Origin of the sequence: Micromonospora sp. L31 (assembly GCF_052068075.1) — a bacterium.
Classification (GTDB): Bacteria; Actinomycetota; Actinomycetes; order Mycobacteriales; family Micromonosporaceae; genus Micromonospora; species Micromonospora purpureochromogenes.
Window position 1 is genome coordinate 20,768 of the sequence record NZ_JBQHDC010000009.1, and the last position, 16,296, is coordinate 37,063.

The 16,296-nt window shown below is 73.5% G+C and carries 16 protein-coding genes and 1 riboswitch; of the genes, 11 read left to right on the forward strand and 5 right to left on the reverse strand.

The annotated features are described in order from the left end of the window. Positions 1 to 35: 35 nt before the first annotated feature. The 6 genes from ftsR (at position 36) to ACTMS9_RS22830 (ending at position 5,699) form a co-directional block, all read left to right on the forward strand. Positions 36 to 734 (forward strand): transcriptional regulator FtsR, encoded by a 699-nt coding sequence (gene ftsR / locus ACTMS9_RS22805; protein ID WP_441148979.1) that lies wholly within the window; start codon positions 36 to 38, stop codon positions 732 to 734. Between the two features lie 183 nt (positions 735 to 917). Further along, positions 918 to 1,382 carry a bifunctional nuclease family protein gene (locus ACTMS9_RS22810; protein WP_210778061.1) on the forward strand — a complete coding sequence of 155 codons (465 nt, stop codon included), beginning with the start codon at positions 918 to 920 and terminating at the stop codon, positions 1,380 to 1,382. Between the two features lie 199 nt (positions 1,383 to 1,581). Beyond that, positions 1,582 to 2,175, forward strand: a complete 594-nt coding sequence (locus tag ACTMS9_RS22815; RefSeq protein ID WP_441165964.1) for a MerR family transcriptional regulator — start codon at positions 1,582 to 1,584, stop codon at positions 2,173 to 2,175. Between the two features lie 457 nt (positions 2,176 to 2,632). After that, positions 2,633 to 3,796, forward strand: a complete 1,164-nt coding sequence (locus ACTMS9_RS22820; protein ID WP_441148790.1) for a nitric oxide synthase oxygenase — start codon at positions 2,633 to 2,635, stop codon at positions 3,794 to 3,796. 5 nt (positions 3,797 to 3,801) lie between these two features. Further along, entirely contained in the window at positions 3,802 to 5,031 is a 1,230-nt protein-coding gene (locus ACTMS9_RS22825) for a globin domain-containing protein (RefSeq protein ID WP_441165965.1), read from the forward strand. Then, entirely contained in the window at positions 5,028 to 5,699 is a 672-nt protein-coding gene (locus ACTMS9_RS22830; RefSeq protein ID WP_441165966.1) for a hypothetical protein, read from the forward strand. Before ACTMS9_RS22825 ends, ACTMS9_RS22830 begins: the two co-directional genes overlap by 4 nt. 38 nt (positions 5,700 to 5,737) lie before the next feature. Here ACTMS9_RS22830 and ACTMS9_RS22835 read toward each other — a convergent pair whose 3' ends face one another. Next, a complete protein-coding gene (locus ACTMS9_RS22835) occupies positions 5,738 to 6,697 on the reverse strand; it encodes a helix-turn-helix transcriptional regulator (protein ID WP_441165967.1) in 960 nt (319 codons plus the stop codon). Positions 6,698 to 6,758: 61 nt separating this feature from the next. Between ACTMS9_RS22835 and ACTMS9_RS22840 the strand changes: the two genes are divergently transcribed. Both ACTMS9_RS22840 and ACTMS9_RS22845 read left to right on the forward strand, forming a co-directional pair. Then, positions 6,759 to 7,343 (forward strand): DinB family protein, encoded by a 585-nt coding sequence (locus ACTMS9_RS22840; RefSeq protein ID WP_441165968.1) that lies wholly within the window; start codon positions 6,759 to 6,761, stop codon positions 7,341 to 7,343. Between the two features lies 1 nt (position 7,344). After that, on the forward strand, positions 7,345 to 7,782 hold the full coding sequence (locus ACTMS9_RS22845; RefSeq protein WP_441165969.1) for a VOC family protein: 438 nt from the start codon (positions 7,345 to 7,347) through the stop codon (positions 7,780 to 7,782). A 43-nt stretch (positions 7,783 to 7,825) separates the two neighbouring features. Here ACTMS9_RS22845 and ACTMS9_RS22850 read toward each other — a convergent pair whose 3' ends face one another. Next, positions 7,826 to 8,488 carry an NAD(P)H-binding protein gene (locus tag ACTMS9_RS22850; protein WP_441165970.1) on the reverse strand — a complete coding sequence of 221 codons (663 nt, stop codon included), beginning with the start codon at positions 8,486 to 8,488 and terminating at the stop codon, positions 7,826 to 7,828. 80 nt (positions 8,489 to 8,568) lie between these two features. Between ACTMS9_RS22850 and ACTMS9_RS22855 the strand changes: the two genes are divergently transcribed. Beyond that, positions 8,569 to 9,441 (forward strand): Sir2 family NAD-dependent protein deacetylase, encoded by an 873-nt coding sequence (locus ACTMS9_RS22855; RefSeq protein WP_441148798.1) that lies wholly within the window; start codon positions 8,569 to 8,571, stop codon positions 9,439 to 9,441. A gap of 83 nt (positions 9,442 to 9,524) precedes the next feature. Continuing rightward, a riboswitch (glycine riboswitch) is annotated at positions 9,525 to 9,623 on the forward strand. 74 nt (positions 9,624 to 9,697) lie between these two features. After that, a complete protein-coding gene (gcvP, locus tag ACTMS9_RS22860) occupies positions 9,698 to 12,520 on the forward strand; it encodes an aminomethyl-transferring glycine dehydrogenase (RefSeq protein ID WP_441165971.1) in 2,823 nt (940 codons plus the stop codon). A gap of 122 nt (positions 12,521 to 12,642) precedes the next feature. Here the strand turns inward: gcvP and ACTMS9_RS22865 are convergent, their stop codons facing one another. Next, positions 12,643 to 12,843: a DUF5999 family protein gene (locus ACTMS9_RS22865; protein ID WP_088962150.1), complete on the reverse strand. Its 201-nt coding sequence runs from the start codon at positions 12,841 to 12,843 to the stop codon at positions 12,643 to 12,645. Positions 12,844 to 12,966: 123 nt separating this feature from the next. Between ACTMS9_RS22865 and ACTMS9_RS22870 the strand changes: the two genes are divergently transcribed. Then, a complete protein-coding gene (locus ACTMS9_RS22870; protein WP_441165972.1) occupies positions 12,967 to 14,175 on the forward strand; it encodes a chorismate-binding protein in 1,209 nt (402 codons plus the stop codon). Positions 14,176 to 14,526: 351 nt separating this feature from the next. Here the strand turns inward: ACTMS9_RS22870 and ACTMS9_RS22875 are convergent, their stop codons facing one another. After that, positions 14,527 to 15,339: an ABC transporter permease gene (locus ACTMS9_RS22875; RefSeq protein WP_441165973.1), complete on the reverse strand. Its 813-nt coding sequence runs from the start codon at positions 15,337 to 15,339 to the stop codon at positions 14,527 to 14,529. Further along, positions 15,336 to 16,295, reverse strand: coding sequence for an ATP-binding cassette domain-containing protein (locus tag ACTMS9_RS22880; protein WP_441166061.1), 960 nt, complete (start codon positions 16,293 to 16,295; stop codon positions 15,336 to 15,338). The genes ACTMS9_RS22875 and ACTMS9_RS22880 overlap by 4 nt, the downstream gene beginning before the upstream one ends. Position 16,296 lies beyond the last annotated feature (1 nt).

Genomic DNA, 16,296 nt, shown 5'->3' on the forward strand with positions numbered 1-16,296 from the left:
CCTCGCCGCCCGGTGCGGCCCGTGCGCATCCGCTGATGAGCATCGGCGAGGTGCTGGGGCAGTTGCGGGCGGAGTTCCCGGACGTCACCATCTCGAAGTTGCGGTTCCTCGAGGCCGAGGGTCTGGTGGAGCCGCAGCGGACGGCGGCGGGTTACCGGAAGTACAGCTGGGACGACGTGTCCCGGCTGCGGTTCGTGTTGACCGCGCAGCGGGATCAGTATCTGCCGTTGCGGGTGATCCGTGATCAGTTGGCCGAGTGGGACGCCGGTGGTGACGGCCCGGGTCGGCAGCGGCCGACGTTGGTGGCGGTGGGTCCGGGTGGTGAGGTGCCGGGCCGTGCGGTGGAGGAGCCCGAGTCGTCGCAGGTGCGGCTCGGGCGGGCGGATCTGGTGGCGCACAGCGGGGTCGACGAGTCGACGTTGGCCGAGTTGGAGCGCCTCGGTGTGCTGGTGTCGGATCCGCCGGGCTGGTACGACGCGGACGCGTTGATCATCGCGCGGGCGGTGGCGGGTCTGGCAGCGTACGGGTTGGAGCCGCGGCACCTGCGGGCGTATCGGTCGGCGGCGGATCGTGAGGTCGGTCTGTTCGCTCAGTTGGTGGCGCCGTTGGCGCGGCAGAGTGAGCCGGCGGCGCGGGCGCGGGCGGCGGAGACGGCGCGGGAGTTGATGGCGTTGTCGCAGCAGTTGCATGCCGCGTTGGTACGGGTGGGGTTGCGGTCGACGTTGGGTCGGTGAGCCGGTCGTCGAGGTGTCGTGCGGAAAGATCTGCCCCGGGAAGCGTGTCGTAGGCTTGCCGGGGTAACCCTTTTCTGGCGCGGGGCGTGGTGCTGGTGCGCATGGGACGACCGTGTCGCGGTCCGTGTACCGTGCAGGGAAGGGCGCGGTGCGGGCGTAGTTGACAACGACACGGAGGCGGCGGTGCGCGAGCTGAGCGTGGTCGGAGTTCGGGTGGAGCTGCCCAGCAACCAGCCGATCGTCCTGCTCAGGGAGGTCGAGGGGGACCGCTACCTGCCGATCTGGATCGGTGCGGTGGAGGCGACGGCGATCGCTTACGAGCAGCAGGGGGTCAAGCCGGCCCGGCCGTTGACGCATGATCTGTTGCGGGACGTGCTGGCGGCGTTGAAGGCGCCGTTGCGGGCGGTGGAGATCATTGAGTTGAAGGAGAACGTCTTCTACGCCGATCTGCTGATCGGGGACGGCGTGCGGGTGTCGGCCCGGCCGAGCGATTCGATCGCGTTGGCGTTGCGGGTGGGTGCTCCGATTCGTTGTGCCGAGCAGGTCCTCAGCGAGGCGGGGATCGTGATTCCCGACGAGCAGGAGGACGAGGTGGAGAAGTTCCGCGAGTTCCTGGAGCAGGTGCGTCCGGAGGATTTCGCCGGCTGAGGGTCGCGCCCCGGTCATCTTCTGTCGGGCGTCACTGTGGGTGACGTTCCGGGTGTGTGTGGTGGTGCGTCGGGTCGCTGCGCGGCGTGTCGCGACCGTTCCTCCGCGGTAACCCCTGCGCGCGGCGCTAGGGTTGCCGTGTCGAGGGGTGCACGTCCCGGAAACGACGTGTCACCGCACTGACGGGGAGGTTGTCGGGATGCACGAGCCGCGGGATCCTGAGCCAGGTGTGGAGCGGAGCGAGCCGGGTGTGGTGTCGTCGCCGGTGGGCACGGACGGTGACGGTTCGGTTGGTTACCGGGGTGTGACGGCCTGCCACGCGGTGGGGATCAGCTACCGGCAGTTGGACTACTGGGCGCGGACGGCGCTGGTGGTGCCGAGTGTGCGGGACGCGTCGGGGTCGGGGACGCAGCGGTTGTACTCGTTCCGCGACCTGGTGGTGTTGAAGGTCGTGAAGCGGTTGCTGGACGCCGGGGTGTCCCTGCAGAACATCCGCAAGGCGATCGAGGCGTTGCGGTCGCGCGGCGTGGAGGATCTGGCGGGGATCACGCTGATCTCGGACGGCACGACGGTGTACGAGTGCCGGTCGCCGGAGGAGGTGGTCGACCTGTTGCAGGGCGGCCAGGGCGTGTTCGGTATCGCGATCGGTGGCGCGTTCAAGGAGATCCAGGGATCGTTGTCGCACCTGCCGGCGGAGCCGGCGACGCCTGGTGGCGGGGAGCCCGCGGAGCCGGCGTCGGATGTGGTGGGCGACGAGTTGGCGGCGCGTCGGGCGCGTCGTCGGGCGGGCTGAGTCTGTCTTCGTCAGGTGGTGTCGCGGCCGGTGGCGGTGCGCCGCTGCGCGCCTGCGGCACGGCGTATCGACTCTGATCGTCCGGTGCCGGCGGGCCGGTTTCGTTGGCGGGTAAGGCCGGGCGGTGGCGACTGTCCGATGTGCACGCTCGCGCCTGGAGTCGTGTTGTTGACAGTTGTGGTGTTCCCAGGAATCCTGTCCAGGGCAATCACCAAGGGCACCGGCTCGTCACTGTGAGTGACCGCCGGTGGGTGGTGCCGAGCTGATGTGTGGGGGGCGGCGCGAGAGTCGCGTCGTGGCCTGCCAGAGGACGGGGAAACGAACCGAAGTGCACACTGACCACCATGTCGGCCTCCGCTCCGTACGGGCCGGCAGTGCTGTCGCCGACCATGCCGCACCCTCCTGTCCGGTCACCGGAGCGCCGGCGCAGCGCGCGCCGAGGGGCGCCGGGGCCGCCGTGGAGCGCGCGGAGGACGTCGCCGCGGAGGCGGCGGAGTTCCTGGAGCTGTACCACGGTGAGCGGCGGCTGCCGGGGCTGGCGGCGCGGTTGGCGGAGGTCCGCGAGGAGATCGCGTTGACCGGGTCGTACCGGCACACCCGCGACGAGCTGGTGTACGGGGCGAAGGTGGCGTGGCGGCAGTCGGTGCGCTGTGTGGGCCGGATCCGGTGGGCGGGGTTGAAGGTCCGCGACCGGCGGCACGTGACGTCGGTGGCGGGGATCGCGCAGGAGTTGGCGGCGCACCTGGCGGCGGGGGACAACGGCGGCCGGATCCAGTCGGTGGTCACGGTGTTCGCACCGGACCTGCCGGGGGTGGGGCCGCGGGCACGGATCTGGAACGACCAGTTGATCCGCTACTGCGGACACCAGCGCGACGACGGTTCGGTGCTGGGCGACCCGGCGCAGGTGGGGATGACGGAGGCGGCGCGGCGGCTGGGTTGGCGGCCGCCGCCGGTGCCGGGCCGGTTCGACCTGCTGCCGTGGGTGATCGAGACGGCGCAGGAGCAGCCGACGGTGGTGGGCGTGCCCCGGGAGCTGGTCCGGGAGGTCGCGCTGACGCATCCGGAGCATCCGTGGTTCGCGGATCTGATGTTGCGGTGGCACGCCCTGCCGGTGATCAGCAACATGCGGCTGCGCATCGGTGGGGTGGACTACAGCTGCGCCCCGTTCAACGGCCACTATCTGAGCGACGAGATCGGCACCCGCAACATGGGCGACCGGGACCGGTACGACCAGCTGCGGGCGGTGGCGGCCGGGTTGGGTTTGGACACCAGCCGCGAGGACACCCTGTGGCGGGAGCACGCCGTGCTGGTGATCAACCAGGCGGTGCTGCACTCGTTCAAGCTGGCGGGGGTGCGGGTGTCGGACCCGCACACCGAGTCGGAGCTGTTCATGAAGTTCTGTGCGCAGGAGGAGCGGGCGGGGCGGCCGGTGCACGGTGACTGGTCGTGGCTCAACGGCAGTGTCGGGTGGGCGGCGTTGCACGCGGTGCACCACCGCTACTACGACACGGCGGTGCCGAACCCGAACATCTGGCCGACTGACCGGGTGTACGACCCCAGTGGCGTGGTGAAGACGACGCTGCGGGAGCGTCACGACACGGCCCGCGCGCAGGAGGCCTGACGAACATGGACAACGTGGCGCTGCGCCAGAGTTGGACGCAGTTCTCGGCCGCCGGTGTGGAGGCGGCGAAGTACTTCTACGCGACGCTGTTCGTGGTGGCGCCGGAGGCGCGGTCGATGTTCCCCACGAACATGCAGTACCAGGAGGACAAGCTCCTCAAGGCGCTGGGCCACATCATCACCAACCTGGACGACCCGACGGCGTTGACGGCGTTCGCGCAGCGGTTGGGCGCCGACCACCGGCGGTTCCACGGCCAGGACCAGCGGGGCAACCCGGTGGGGCTGGGGGAGCGGCACTACATCTGGGTGGGTCAGGCGCTGCTGGCGACGTTGGAGCGGTTCCTCGGGCCGTACTGGACGCCGGCGTTGCAGGCGGAGTGGGCGGCGGCGTACGAGCTGGTGGCGAAGCTGATGCTCGCCGGGGCGGCGGAGGCGGAGCGGACGTCCCCGCCGTACTGGGAGGCGGAGGTGCTGGGCGCGGAGCGGCGCCGCTCGGACATCGCGGTGTTCACGGTCCGTCCGAACTACCTGTGCAACTACCTACCGGGGCAGTCGCTGCCGGTGCAGGTGCCGCAGTTGCGGACCTGGCGGTACCTGTCGCCGGCGAACGCGCCGCGGGCGGACGGGACGATCGAGTTCCACGTGCGGGCCGCCGGTCGGTTCTCCACCCACCTGGTGCGCAAGCTGCGCACGGGGGACCGGCTGCTGCTGGGGCATCCCACGGGTACGGCGTTGTCGTCGTACGACCGTTCGCCGCACCTGCCGTTGCTGCTGATCGCGGGCGGCACCGGTCTGGCGCCGCTGCGGGCGGTGGTGGAGGCGTTGCAGCAGGGTAAGGGGCGGCGTACCACGCTGGTGGTGGGGGGTCGCACCCCGGACGACCTGTACGACGACAAGGCGTTGGCGCAGTTGGCGTCGATGCCCCCGGCGGCGGCGTGGCAGAACGGCGGCTCGAGCTGGTTGCGGTACGTGCCGACGGTGGAGATCGGGTGGGGTTGGCAGGGGGCGATCGGCAAGGCCGCCGACACGGCGGTGCGGTTGGGGCCGTGGACCGACACGGAGGTGCTGGTCTGCGGGAGCCCGGAGATGACCCGGGACACGATCACGATTCTGGCCCGCTCGGGTGTCCAGCCCGAGCAGATCCTGACCGAGAGTTACGATCACTCCCTCTACCCGCCCCTCGCCGAGGCCGATGACGCTGCCCCGCGCGACTTCAGCTGGACAGGTGCCCGATGAGCATCGACCACTCCGACCGTCTCGCCTTGCCCGGCATGCCCGACCAGGGGGAGCTGGCCCGCCAGTTGTCCATGTTGGAGGCGCGACGGTTCCGGGGCAGTCACTGGCTGTCGGCCGACGAGGTCGCCGTGGTGATCCGTACGGCGGACGACCGGATCGCGTTGCTGGTCAACGAGTTGGAGCGGCAGCGGCGGGAGAACCACGGGCTGCTCAGCCAGGTGGAGATGCTGCGGCACGGCACGTTGCCGAGCAACGCCCCGCAGGGTCCGGATCCGATGGCGGTGGAGCTGGCGATGCGGGCGCAGGACGAGGCGAACCGCACGATCGGTGAGGCCAGCGCCGAGGGGGCGGAGATCATCGCCGACGCGCGCCGGCAGGCCGACGAGATCCTCGCCGAGGCGCACCGGCGCGCCGGTGACCTGAGCACGTCGGGGCCGGTCGGGCCGGTGGGGCCGGTCGGGCCGGCGGGTGTGCCGTCGCCGGAGGTGCAGCGCCGGTTGCAGGAGCTGGAGGAGCGGCACGCCGCGGCGCTGGCGGCGGTGGCGGCGGCGCAGCAGCAGCTGGACCGGTGGCAGGCGCACCTGTCGGCGCAGTCGGAGCAGTTGCGGGCCGACGCGGCGGCGGCCGGCGGGGCGAGCGCCCAGCTGCGCGCCGTCCTCGGCGGCTAGCTGTCGGGGGGGTGTCGCGCAGGGACTGACCGGGTCGGTCAGCCGGTCCCGGCCATCGCCGCGAGGCGGCGGGCGAGCAGGGCGGCGGCTTCCCGCAGCTCCGGTGGCTCCAGCACCTGCGCCTCGAAGCCCAGCCGGGCCACCTGCGCGGCGAGCCAGTCGAGGTTGTCCCCGCCGACGACGAGCACGCACCACCCGTCGCGGTCGTCCTCGACGCGCCCCACCTGGGGCGGCACCAGCTCCCGCACCCGGTCGGGCCGGGCGTGCACCCGCACCCGGGCGAGATACCGGTACGGCGCCTCGGTCACGGACCGCTGCACGTAGGCGACCGGGTCCGGATGCTCCCTCGCCCGGAAGCGCCAGGTCGTCGCCACCGGCTCGTGCATCCGGTCCAGCCGGAAGGTGCGCCAGTCGTCGCGGTCGACGTCCCGGGCCATCAGGTACCAGCGGCGGCCGGTGGTGACCATCCGTACCGGCTCGACCGTGCGCTCGCGTTCCCCGCCGTCGCGGCCGGCGTACCGGAACCGCACCCGCACGGCGTCGCGACAGGCCCGCGCGAGCGTCACCAGCAGCTCCGCGTCGATCTCCACACCGGGGCCGACGAGGGTCTCGGTGGCGCCGTGCACCGCCCGCACCTCGGCGCGCAGCCGGGCCGGCATCACCTGGTCGAGCTTCGCGAGCGCCCGCAGTGCCGCCTCGCCCGCCCCGGCGACCGTGCCGCCCGACGCCATCCGCAGGGAGACCGCCGTGGCGATCGCCTCCTCGTCGTCGAGGAGCAGCGGCGGCAGCCGGGTGCCCGCGCCGAGCTGGTAGCCACCGCCGACGCCCGCCGTCGCGTGCACGGGGTAGCCGAGGGCGCGCAGTCGCTGCACGTCGCGGCGCACCGAGCGGTCGGTGACCTTCAGCTCGGCGGCGAGTTCGGGGGCGGTCCAGGACGTTCGCCGCTGCAGCATCGCCAGCAACCGCAGCACCCGCTCGGTGGTCGCCTCAACGGTCACCCGCCCATCGTCGCACGAATCACGGAACGTCCCTGTCCGCTATCTGCGGGAGGCTGGAGCCATGACCGACCAGAACTGGAATCCCCTGCTCCGGGACCAGCTCGCCTGGCACTGGACCACCCAGCTGCGCGATCGCCTCGACGGGCTCACCGACGACGAGTACCTCTGGGAGCCGACAGCCGACTGCTGGAGCGTGCGCCGGCGCGGCTCCGGCGCCGCGCCGGTGCGGGCCGGGTCCGGGGCGATGACCATCGACTTCGCGATGCCGGAGCCCGACCCGCCGCCGTTCACGACGATCGCCTGGCGACTCGGGCACGTCATCGTCGGCGTGCTCGCGGTGCGCAACGCCGCGCACTTCGGTCGCGCGCCCACCGACTACCAGTCGTTCGCGTACGCCCCGACCGCGGGCGCGGCGCTGGCCCAGCTCGACACGGAGTACGCCACGTGGCTGGCCGGGGTCGAGTCCCTCGGCGAAACTGGCCTCGCCCGCCCGTGCGGGGAGGCGGAGGGACCGTACGCCGAGCGTCCGCTGGCGGCGCTGGTCCTGCACATCAACCGCGAGCTGATCCACCATCTGGCCGAAGTGTGCCTGCTGCGCGACCTGCACCTGCACACTCGTCAGCAGATCCGACAGGAGGCGAGCTGAGATGGCCCGCGACGTACAGATCACTTTCGACTGCGCCGACCCGGCCGGGTTGGCGGCGTTCTGGGCCGAGGCCCTGGGTTACCGGTTGCAGGCCCCACCCGGGGGCTTCGAGTCGTGGGAGCAGGCCCTGGAGGCGATGGGCGTGCCGCCCGAGAACCGCAACGACGCCTCGGGGCTGGTCGACCCCGAGGGCTCCCGGCCGCGGCTGTTCTTCCAACGGGTGCCGGAAGGGAAGCAGGCCAAGAACCGCGTGCACCTCGATGTGCGCGCCGCCCCCGGGCTCGAGGGCGACGCGCGGATGGCGGCCCTGGAGGCGGAGGCCGAGCGGCTCGTCTCCCACGGCGCCACCCGGCTCAGGCGCCACGAGCCGGCGCCCCCGCTCGGCACCGGTCACATCGTGATGGCCGACCCCGAGGGCAACGAGTTCTGCCTCGACTGATCAGCCGCGCGGCGGCGCCGGCGACACGGCCCGCGCCGGGCGGTCACGCAGGGGGTGATGCGGCGGCGACGGCCTCGCCGATCGGGGTTTCCCCGTCGACGAGTTCCAGGATCCGGCCGGCGCTGCCCGGGTGGTAGAGCAGCGCGACCAGGACCCGGGCCACGTCGGTGCGGGTGACCGCGCCGCGCGGGACGCGCCGGTCGAGGTGGATGCGGCCGGTGGGCGCGTCGTCGGTGAGCCGGCCGGGTCGCAGCACCGTCCAGTCCAGGTCACGGCGGGTCAGGTCGTCCTCGGCGGCCTTCTTGGCGCGCAGGTACGCCGCCCACACCTCGTCCCTGCCGGGCGCCGGCGGGTCCTCCACGCCCATGGAGGAGACGAGCAGGTAACGGCGTACCCCGGCGGCCTGGGCGGCGTCGGCGAGCAGCACGGCGGCGGCCCGGTCGACGGTGTCCTTGCGGGCGGCGCCGCTGCCGGGGCCGGCGCCGGCGGCGAAGACCACGGCGTCGGCGGCGGTGAGGTGCCCGGCGATCTCGTCGACGCCGGCGTGTTCCAGGTCCGCCAGGACGGGGTGGGCGCCGACGGCGCGGAGCGCGGCGGCGTGGTCGGGGTTGCGGATCAGCCCGACGGCGTTGTCGCCCCGGCCGGCCAGTTCCCGTTCCAGCAGGAGGGCGATCTTGCCGTGGCCTCCGGCGATGACGACGCGCATACCTGCCAACCTAGCCGCCGGCGACGAGGGTCACCGGCTTACGCTCGCCGCCCGGGGTGGCGCTGAGGCAGCATGGACGGGTGACGGAGACGATCGACGCGCTGGCCGGCCTGGTCGCCGGTGGTGGTGTCGTGGTGCTGAGCGGGGCGGGGCTGTCCACCGAGTCGGGCATCCCCGACTACCGGGGGCCCAGCGGCGCGGCCCGCCGGCACAGCCCGATGACCTATCAGACGTTCACCCGGGACCCGCTGGCGCGGCGGCGGTACTGGGCGCGCAGCCACCTGGGGTGGCGGATGATCGCCCGGGCGGCGCCGAACGACGGGCACCGGGCGGTGGCCCGGTTGCAGGACGCCGGGCTGGTCGACGGGGTGATCACCCAGAACGTCGACGGGCTGCACACGGCGGCGGGCAGCCCGCAGGTGGTGGAGCTGCACGGCCGCCTCGACGAGGTGGTGTGCCTGGACTGCGGCAACCGCACCTCGCGGGAGGAGCTGGACCGCCGGCTGCGGGAGGCGAACCCGGGGTTCGACGCGGCGGTCGGGGCGGTCAACCCCGACGGTGACGTGGAGCTCGCCGACGAGCAGGTGGCCGGGTTCCACACGGTCGACTGCACGTTCTGCGCCACCGGGATGCTGAAACCGGACGTGGTGTTCTTCGGGGAGACGGTCCCGGCGCCGCGGGTGTCACACTGCTTCGCGATGGTGGGCACGGCCCGGCTGCTGCTGGTGCTCGGCTCCTCGTTGACGGTGATGTCGGGGCGGCGGTTCGTGCTGCGGGCGGCGAAGCTGGGCATCCCGGTGGTGATCGCCAACCAGGGCCCGACCCGGGGCGACGGGTACGCGGCGATGACCGTCGACGCGCCGCTGGGGCGGCTGCTGCCCGCCCTGGCCGACCGGGTCACCGGCGCGCCGTCGGCGCGGGTGCCGGCGGCGGTGGCCCCCGCCACGCTCTGACCCCCGGCCGGAGCGGTGACGCGGCCGGCGGGGGTACGCCATCTGCCGGAAACACCGACGCTGGTAGCGTTGACCATGCCGGTACCACCCACGCGGGAGAGACCGCCCAAACGGCACTTGGGCGGCGCCGAAGGGGCATATCCTCCCCGGAACCTCTCAGGCAAAAGGACCGCGGGGGCAGGCACTGTGGAGCGTCTTCGGGTGCGACTCAGGGGGAGGCCGACCTGTCGACCTCGCCCCCGCAGGAGCGCCGCGCATGACCGTAGAGAAGTTCGCCGACCGGCACATCGGCCCCGATCCGGGTGACGAGCGCCGGATGTTGGAGGCCGTCGGCTACGGCTCGATCGACGAGCTGATGGACGCGGCGATCCCCGAGGTGATCCGCTGGCACGGCACCCTGAACCTGCCCGACCCGGCCAGCGAGCGGGAGGCGATCGCCGAGCTGCGCGCCCTGGCCGCCCGCAACACCGTCGCGGTGTCGATGATCGGCCTGGGCTACCACGGCACCCACACCCCCGCGGTGATCCGCCGCAACGTGCTGGAGGACCCGGCCTGGTACACGGCGTACACGCCGTACCAGCCGGAGATCAGCCAGGGCCGGCTGGAGGCACTGCTGAACTTCCAGACCATGGTCACCGACCTGACCGGCCTGGCCACCGCGAACGCCTCGATGCTCGACGAGGGCACCGCCGCGGCCGAGGCGATGACCCTCGCCCGCCGCGCGTCGAAGAGCAAGAGCCCGGTGTACGTCGTCGACGCCGACACCCTGCCGCAGACCATCGCGGTGATCACCAGCCGGGCCGAGCCGCTGGACATCGAGGTGCGCGTGCTCGACGTCGAGCACGACGAGCTGCCGGGGGAGTTCTTCGGCCTGCACCTGCAGTACCCGGGCGCGTCCGGCGCGGTCCGCGACCACGCTGCCCTGGTGGCGGCGGCGCACGCGGTGGGGGCGCTGGTCACCGTCGCGGCGGACCTGCTGGCGTTGACGCTGCTGCGCCCGCCGGGTGAGATCGGCGTGGACATCGCCGCGGGCACCACCCAGCGGTTCGGGGTGCCGATGGGCTTCGGCGGGCCGCACGCCGGCTACCTGGCCGTCCGCTCGGGTCTGGAGCGGATGCTGCCCGGCCGGCTGGTCGGGGTGTCCCGCGACGCCGACGGCAACCCGGCGTACCGGCTGGCGTTGCAGACCCGCGAGCAGCACATCCGGCGGGAGAAGGCGACCAGCAACATCTGCACCGCGCAGGTGCTGCTGGCGGTGATGGCCGGCATGTACGCCGTGTACCACGGCCCGGACGGACTGCGGGCGATCGCCCGGCGTACCCACGACATGGCGGCGCGGCTCGCGGCCGGACTGCGCGCCGGCGGGGTGCCGGTCGCGGACGTCGCGTTCTTCGACACCGTCACCGCGACCGTGCCGGGCCGGGCGGCGGAGGTGGTCGCGGCGGCCGCCGAGCGGCGGGTCAACCTGCGGCTGGTCGACGCCGACCGGGTGGGGATCTCCTGCGACGAGACCACCACCGCCGAGCACCTCGCGGCGGTGTGGGCGGCGTTCGGCGTGGACAAGGTCGACGGTGACGTCGACGCGGCGCTGCCGGAGACCCTGTCGCGCACGTCGGACTTCCTCACCCACCCGGTGTTCCGCACCCACCACTCCGAGACGGCGATGCTGCGCTACCTGCGGCGGCTGTCGGACTTCGACTACGCCCTGGACCGGGGCATGATCCCGCTGGGCTCGTGCACGATGAAGCTGAACGCCACCACCGAGATGGAGGCGATCACCTGGCCGGAGTTCGCGCACGTGCACCCGTTCGCGCCGGATGAGCAGACCGCCGGGTACCGGGACATGATCGGCCAGCTGGAGTCGTGGCTGGCGGAGGTGACCGGCTACGACGCGGTCAGCGTGCAGCCCAACGCCGGCTCGCAGGGTGAGCTGGCGGGGCTGCTGGCCATCCGGTCCTACCACGCCTCCCGGGGCGCGGGGCACCGCGACGTGTGCCTGATCCCGTCGTCGGCGCACGGCACCAACGCGGCGAGCGCGGTGATGGCCGGCATGCGGGTGGTCGTGGTGGCCTGCGACGCGGACGGCAACGTCGACCTGGTCGACCTCGACGCGAAGATCGACAAGCACCGGGACGCCCTGGCGGCGATCATGGTGACGTACCCGTCGACGCACGGCGTGTACGAGACGGGCATCGCGTCGCTGTGCGCGAAGGTGCACGACGCCGGCGGCCAGGTGTACGTCGACGGGGCGAACCTCAACGCCCTGGTCGGGTTCGCCAAGCCCGGCAAGTTCGGGGCGGACGTGTCACACCTGAACCTGCACAAGACGTTCTGCATCCCGCACGGCGGTGGCGGCCCGGGGGTGGGTCCGGTGGCGGTGCGGGCGCACCTGGCGCCGTTCCTGCCCGGCGACCCGCTGGGCGCGCACAGCGAGGGCCGGCCGGCGATCTCGGCGGCCCGGTACGGCTCGGCGGGCATCCTGCCGATCCCGTGGGCGTACCTGCGGATGATGGGCGCCGAGGGGCTGACCCGGGCGACCGGGGTGGCGGTGCTGGCGGCGAACTACGTGGCGGCGCGGCTGCGGAACCACTTCCCGGTGCTGTACGCCGGTAACAAGGGCCTGGTGGCGCACGAGTGCATCCTGGACCTGCGGCCGCTGACGAAGACGACCGGGGTGAGCGTGGACGACGTGGCCAAGCGGCTGATCGACTACGGCTTCCACGCGCCGACGATGTCGTTCCCGGTGGCGGGGACGCTGATGGTGGAGCCGACCGAGAGCGAGGACCTGGCCGAGCTGGACCGGTTCTGCGAGGCGATGATCGCCATCCGCGCGGAGATCGACAAGGTGGGCGCCGGGGAGTGGCCGGCGGGGGACAACCCGCTCGCCAACGCCCCGCACACTGCGGCGATGGTCGCCGGGGACTCGTGGCCGCACCCGTATCCGCGGTCGGTGGGGGCGTACCCGGCCGGGGTGGACCGGGCGGGCAAGTACTGGCCGCCGGTGCGGCGGATCGACGGGGCGTACGGCGACCGGAACCTGGTCTGCTCGTGCCCGTCGCCGGAGGCCTTCGAGGAGTGACCCGTACGCTGCGCCGGGGCGGACGTCGTGCCGCCCCGGCCGGCGGGTCCTGGGGAGGGCGGTCCCGGGCCGGGGACTAGCCTGGTGCTGTTGACCTGCTCCTGTGACGGAGCGTGGTCGACTCAGGCGACGAGAGCGTGGCGGGCGGGCCCGCGGTGCGGGGCGATGGTGCTGCCGTCGGGGAGCAGTTCGCCGGTGTCCTCGAAGACGATGACACCGTTGCAGAGCAGGCTCCAGCCCTGCTCACGGAAGCAGGCGATGACGCGGGCGGCTTCGCGGTCGGTCGCCTCGGCGGAGGGGCATGTGGGTTGGTGCTGGCACATCGGGTTCTCCGGACTGTGGGGGCACTGTGTCATGGTTCACATGACCAGTGACGCACAGTACCAAGGTCGAGCGCGCGGAATCGAGCAGGCATCCGTCATGTTCCCCGGAAATCCACTGAACGGATGAGGAAGAATGGGCCGACCGGTGTGGAAACGCTCCCACGACCGCTGATCGACGTACCCGGCGCGCCGCCCTCGTGCCGCGGCGTGCTCGTCGAGCGCGCCCGGTACGAGTGGCGCCCTGCCGACGGCGGCGACCCGGCGGCGCTGGCCGAGCAGTTCCTCGCCGCGCACGGGCTCGACCTGACCGACCTGGCCCGGCCCGCCACCCACCAGCCGACCGGCGTCTGCGGCGCCGCCCTGTACGTCTCCGCCGCCGGCGGCGCCCGCATGATCGGCGCCGCAGCCGGTGCGCCCACCCCCGCGCCGGCCCTGCCGGAGCTGGCCGTGGTCGTTTACGGTCACCACCCGTCCCCGACCGCACCGCCCACCCCGGCGCGCGCCGGCCGGCCCGGCCCCGGCTGGTGGCTGGGCGACTGGCGGGAGAGCTGGACCCCCGGGCAGCACGCCGACGCCGTCACCGCGGTCCGCTCCGCCATCGCCCACGGCGACGTGTACCAGGTCAACGTCGTCGGGCACGCCGCCGCCCGCTACCTCGGCGACCCGCGCCCGGCCCTGTCCCGCCTCGGCGCGCTGCCCGGCGCCCGCTACGGCGGCACCCTGCACGGCGACGGCTGGGCGATCGGCTGCGCCTCCCCGGAGACCCTGGTCGAGGTGACCGACGGTCGGGTGATCACCCGACCGATCAAGGGCACCCGCCCGGCCACCGCCGCCGGACGCCGCGAACTGCTCGCCTCGGCCAAGGAACGCGCCGAACACGTCATGATCGTCGACCTGGAACGCAACGACCTGGCCCGGGTGGCGCGCACCGGGTCGGTGCGGGTGGACGAGCTCTTCGCGGTGCGCCGCTGGTGCGACCTGTGGCAGGCCGAGTCGACCGTGTCCGCGGCGGTGGCCGACGGGCTGGGCCTGGCCGACCTGCTGCGCGCGACCTGCCCCGGCGGGTCGGTCACCGGCGCGCCGAAGCTCGCCGCCCTGGCCCGGATCGCCGCCCTGGAACCCGTCGGGCGCGGCGCCAGCATGGGCGCGCTGGGCTGGGTCGGCCCGGGCCGCCTCGACCTGGGCCTGACCATCCGCACCGTGGCCGCCGACGCCGACCGGCTGCACGTCTGGGCCGGCGGGGGCATCACCTGGGACAGCGACCCGGACGCCGAGGTCGCCGAGGCGGCGGCGAAGGCCGCCCCGGTACGCGCCCTGCTCGCCACCGGCTGACCGCACTCCGTTGCGCGCGCCCGCGGACACGGCTGCCGTCGCCGGCCAAGGGGGCATTCCGCACGCTGTGGACCTGATGACGTAAGCGACTCACGCCGACGTCCCGACCAGGGTGATCCGTTGGCGTCATCAGCTCGACAGCGTCCCGCACGGCTCCTCACACCTCGCGGGGCCCACACCGGCGTGCTCTGTCAGGACCTGGGCCACCGGGCCGTCCGGCGTGCCCGGCAGCGGACCCGCATGGTCGACAGCGCCCGGCGCGGCGGTACGGGCCGGAGCGGCAGTGGCGGTGGATGAGGCGAGGTCCACGCGGAGCGGGAGGGGGATGGTCGGTCCCGGTCACGGCGGCGCTCACCGGCTCAGGTTCCGGTAGCGGCGCACGGCCAGCGGTGCGCAGACGATGATCAGCAGCAGCGGCCAGGCGACCGCCAGGGCGACGGCGTGCTGCGCGGCGAAGGACTCGCCGCCCCAGCCGGGGTTGCCGAACAGTTCCCGGCAGGCCGCCGCGGTGGCCGAGAGCGGGTTCCACCGGGCGACGGCGGCCAGCCAGCCAGGCATGGTGTCCGGGGCGACGAAGACGTTGGAGGCGAAGCCCAGCGGCCAGACCAGGATCTGCAGGACCGCCACCGACTCCGGCGCGCGCAGCAGCAGCGCCAGGTGGATGCCGAGGACGATCATCGCGGCGCGCAGCAGCAGCAGGAGCCCGACGGCGGCGAGGGCGCGGCCGGCGCCGAGGTGCCACTGCCAGCCGACCAGCGCGCCACAGCCGAGCATGACGGCCAGCGCGACGACGGCGTGCAGCAGGTCGGCGACGGCCCGCCCGGTGACCACCGCGGAGCGGGCCATCGGCAGGGAGCGGAACCGGTCGGTGACGCCGCGGGCGGCGTCGGTGGCCACCGCCGTGTAGGTGGCCTCCACCCCGAAGAGCATGGTCATGGCGAACATGCCGGGCAGCAGGAACTCCTTGTAGTCACCGCCGCCGGGCACCACCATCGCCCCGCCGAGCAGGTAGCCGAACATCAGCACCAGCAGCACCGGGAAGAGCAGGGCGACGATCACCGGGCCGGGTTGCCGCGCCCAGTGGGCCAGGGCCCGACCGGTCAGGGTGGCCGAGTCGGTGACCGCCCAGCGGGCCCGGCGCAGCGCCAGGGTCGGCGTGCTCACGCGCTCACCTCGTTCCGGTCGGCGGTGAGGTGCAGGAACACCTCGTCGAGGGTGGGTCGGCGCACGGCCACGTCGGCCGCCTCCAGCCGCCCGTCGGCCAGGGCGCGCAGCACGGCCGCGAGGGTGCTCACCCGGTCGGTGGTGGTGACGCTGACCCGCAGCTCGTCCGGGGCGACGCGCGGTGCGGTGGCGGCGGCCGCGCCGATGACCTGGGCGGCGCGGGCCAGGTCGCCGGGGTGGTGCAGCACCACGTCGACCCGGTCGCCGCCGAGGGCGGACTTGAGTTTGTCGGGGCTGCCGGCGGCGATGACCCGGCCGTGGTCGACGACCCCGATCGTGTCGGCCAACTGGTCGGCCTCCTCCAGGTACTGGGTGGTGAGCAGGACGGTGGTGCCGGCGGCGACGAGCGCGCGGACGGCGTCGCGGACGGCGCCACGGGCGCGCGGGTCGAGGCCGGTGGTGGGTTCGTCGAGGAACAGCACGGGCGGGTCGAGGATCAGCGCGGCGGCCAGGTCCAGCCGGCGGCGCATCCCCCCGGAGTACGCCGCGACCGGCTTGTCGCCGGCGTCGGTGAGGCCGAAGCGGGCCAGCAGCTCGTCGGCGCGGGCGCGGGCCCGGGCGGGGGAGAGGTGGTGCAGCCGGCCGAAGAGCACCAGGTTCTGCCGGCCGCCGAGCACCTCGTCGACGGCGGTCTGCTGGCCGACCAGGCCGATGTGGGCGCGGACCCGGTCGGGGTGGTGGCGCACGTCGTGGCCGGCGACCCGGGCGGTGCCGGCGTCGGCGCGCAGCAGGGTGGTCAGGATCCGCACCAGGGTGGTCTTGCCGGCGCCGTTGGGCCCGAGGACCGCGCAGATCGTGCCGCCGGCCACGGTCAGGTCGACCCCGGCGAGGGCCGCGGTGTCGCCATAGCGCTTGTGGAGTCCTTCGGCCTCGATGACCGGTCCGTCGCGTCGCATG

Coding starts and splice junctions, on each gene's coding strand:
- ACTMS9_RS22815 (WP_441165964.1), top strand. CDS start 1,582: ATGCACGAGCCGCGGGATCCTGAGCCAGGTGTGGAGCGGAGCGAGCCG.
- ACTMS9_RS22865 (WP_088962150.1), bottom strand. CDS start 12,843: ATGTGCCAGCACCAACCCACATGCCCCTCCGCCGAGGCGACCGACCGC.
- gcvP (WP_441165971.1), top strand. CDS start 9,698: ATGACCGTAGAGAAGTTCGCCGACCGGCACATCGGCCCCGATCCGGGT.
- ACTMS9_RS22880 (WP_441166061.1), bottom strand. CDS start 16,295: ATGCGACGCGACGGACCGGTCATCGAGGCCGAAGGACTCCACAAGCGC.
- ACTMS9_RS22840 (WP_441165968.1), top strand. CDS start 6,759: ATGACCGACCAGAACTGGAATCCCCTGCTCCGGGACCAGCTCGCCTGG.
- ACTMS9_RS22850 (WP_441165970.1), bottom strand. CDS start 8,488: ATGCGCGTCGTCATCGCCGGAGGCCACGGCAAGATCGCCCTCCTGCTG.
- ACTMS9_RS22845 (WP_441165969.1), top strand. CDS start 7,345: ATGGCCCGCGACGTACAGATCACTTTCGACTGCGCCGACCCGGCCGGG.
- ftsR (WP_441148979.1), top strand. CDS start 36: ATGAGCATCGGCGAGGTGCTGGGGCAGTTGCGGGCGGAGTTCCCGGAC.
- ACTMS9_RS22870 (WP_441165972.1), top strand. CDS start 12,967: ATGAGGAAGAATGGGCCGACCGGTGTGGAAACGCTCCCACGACCGCTG.
- ACTMS9_RS22825 (WP_441165965.1), top strand. CDS start 3,802: ATGGACAACGTGGCGCTGCGCCAGAGTTGGACGCAGTTCTCGGCCGCC.
- ACTMS9_RS22830 (WP_441165966.1), top strand. CDS start 5,028: ATGAGCATCGACCACTCCGACCGTCTCGCCTTGCCCGGCATGCCCGAC.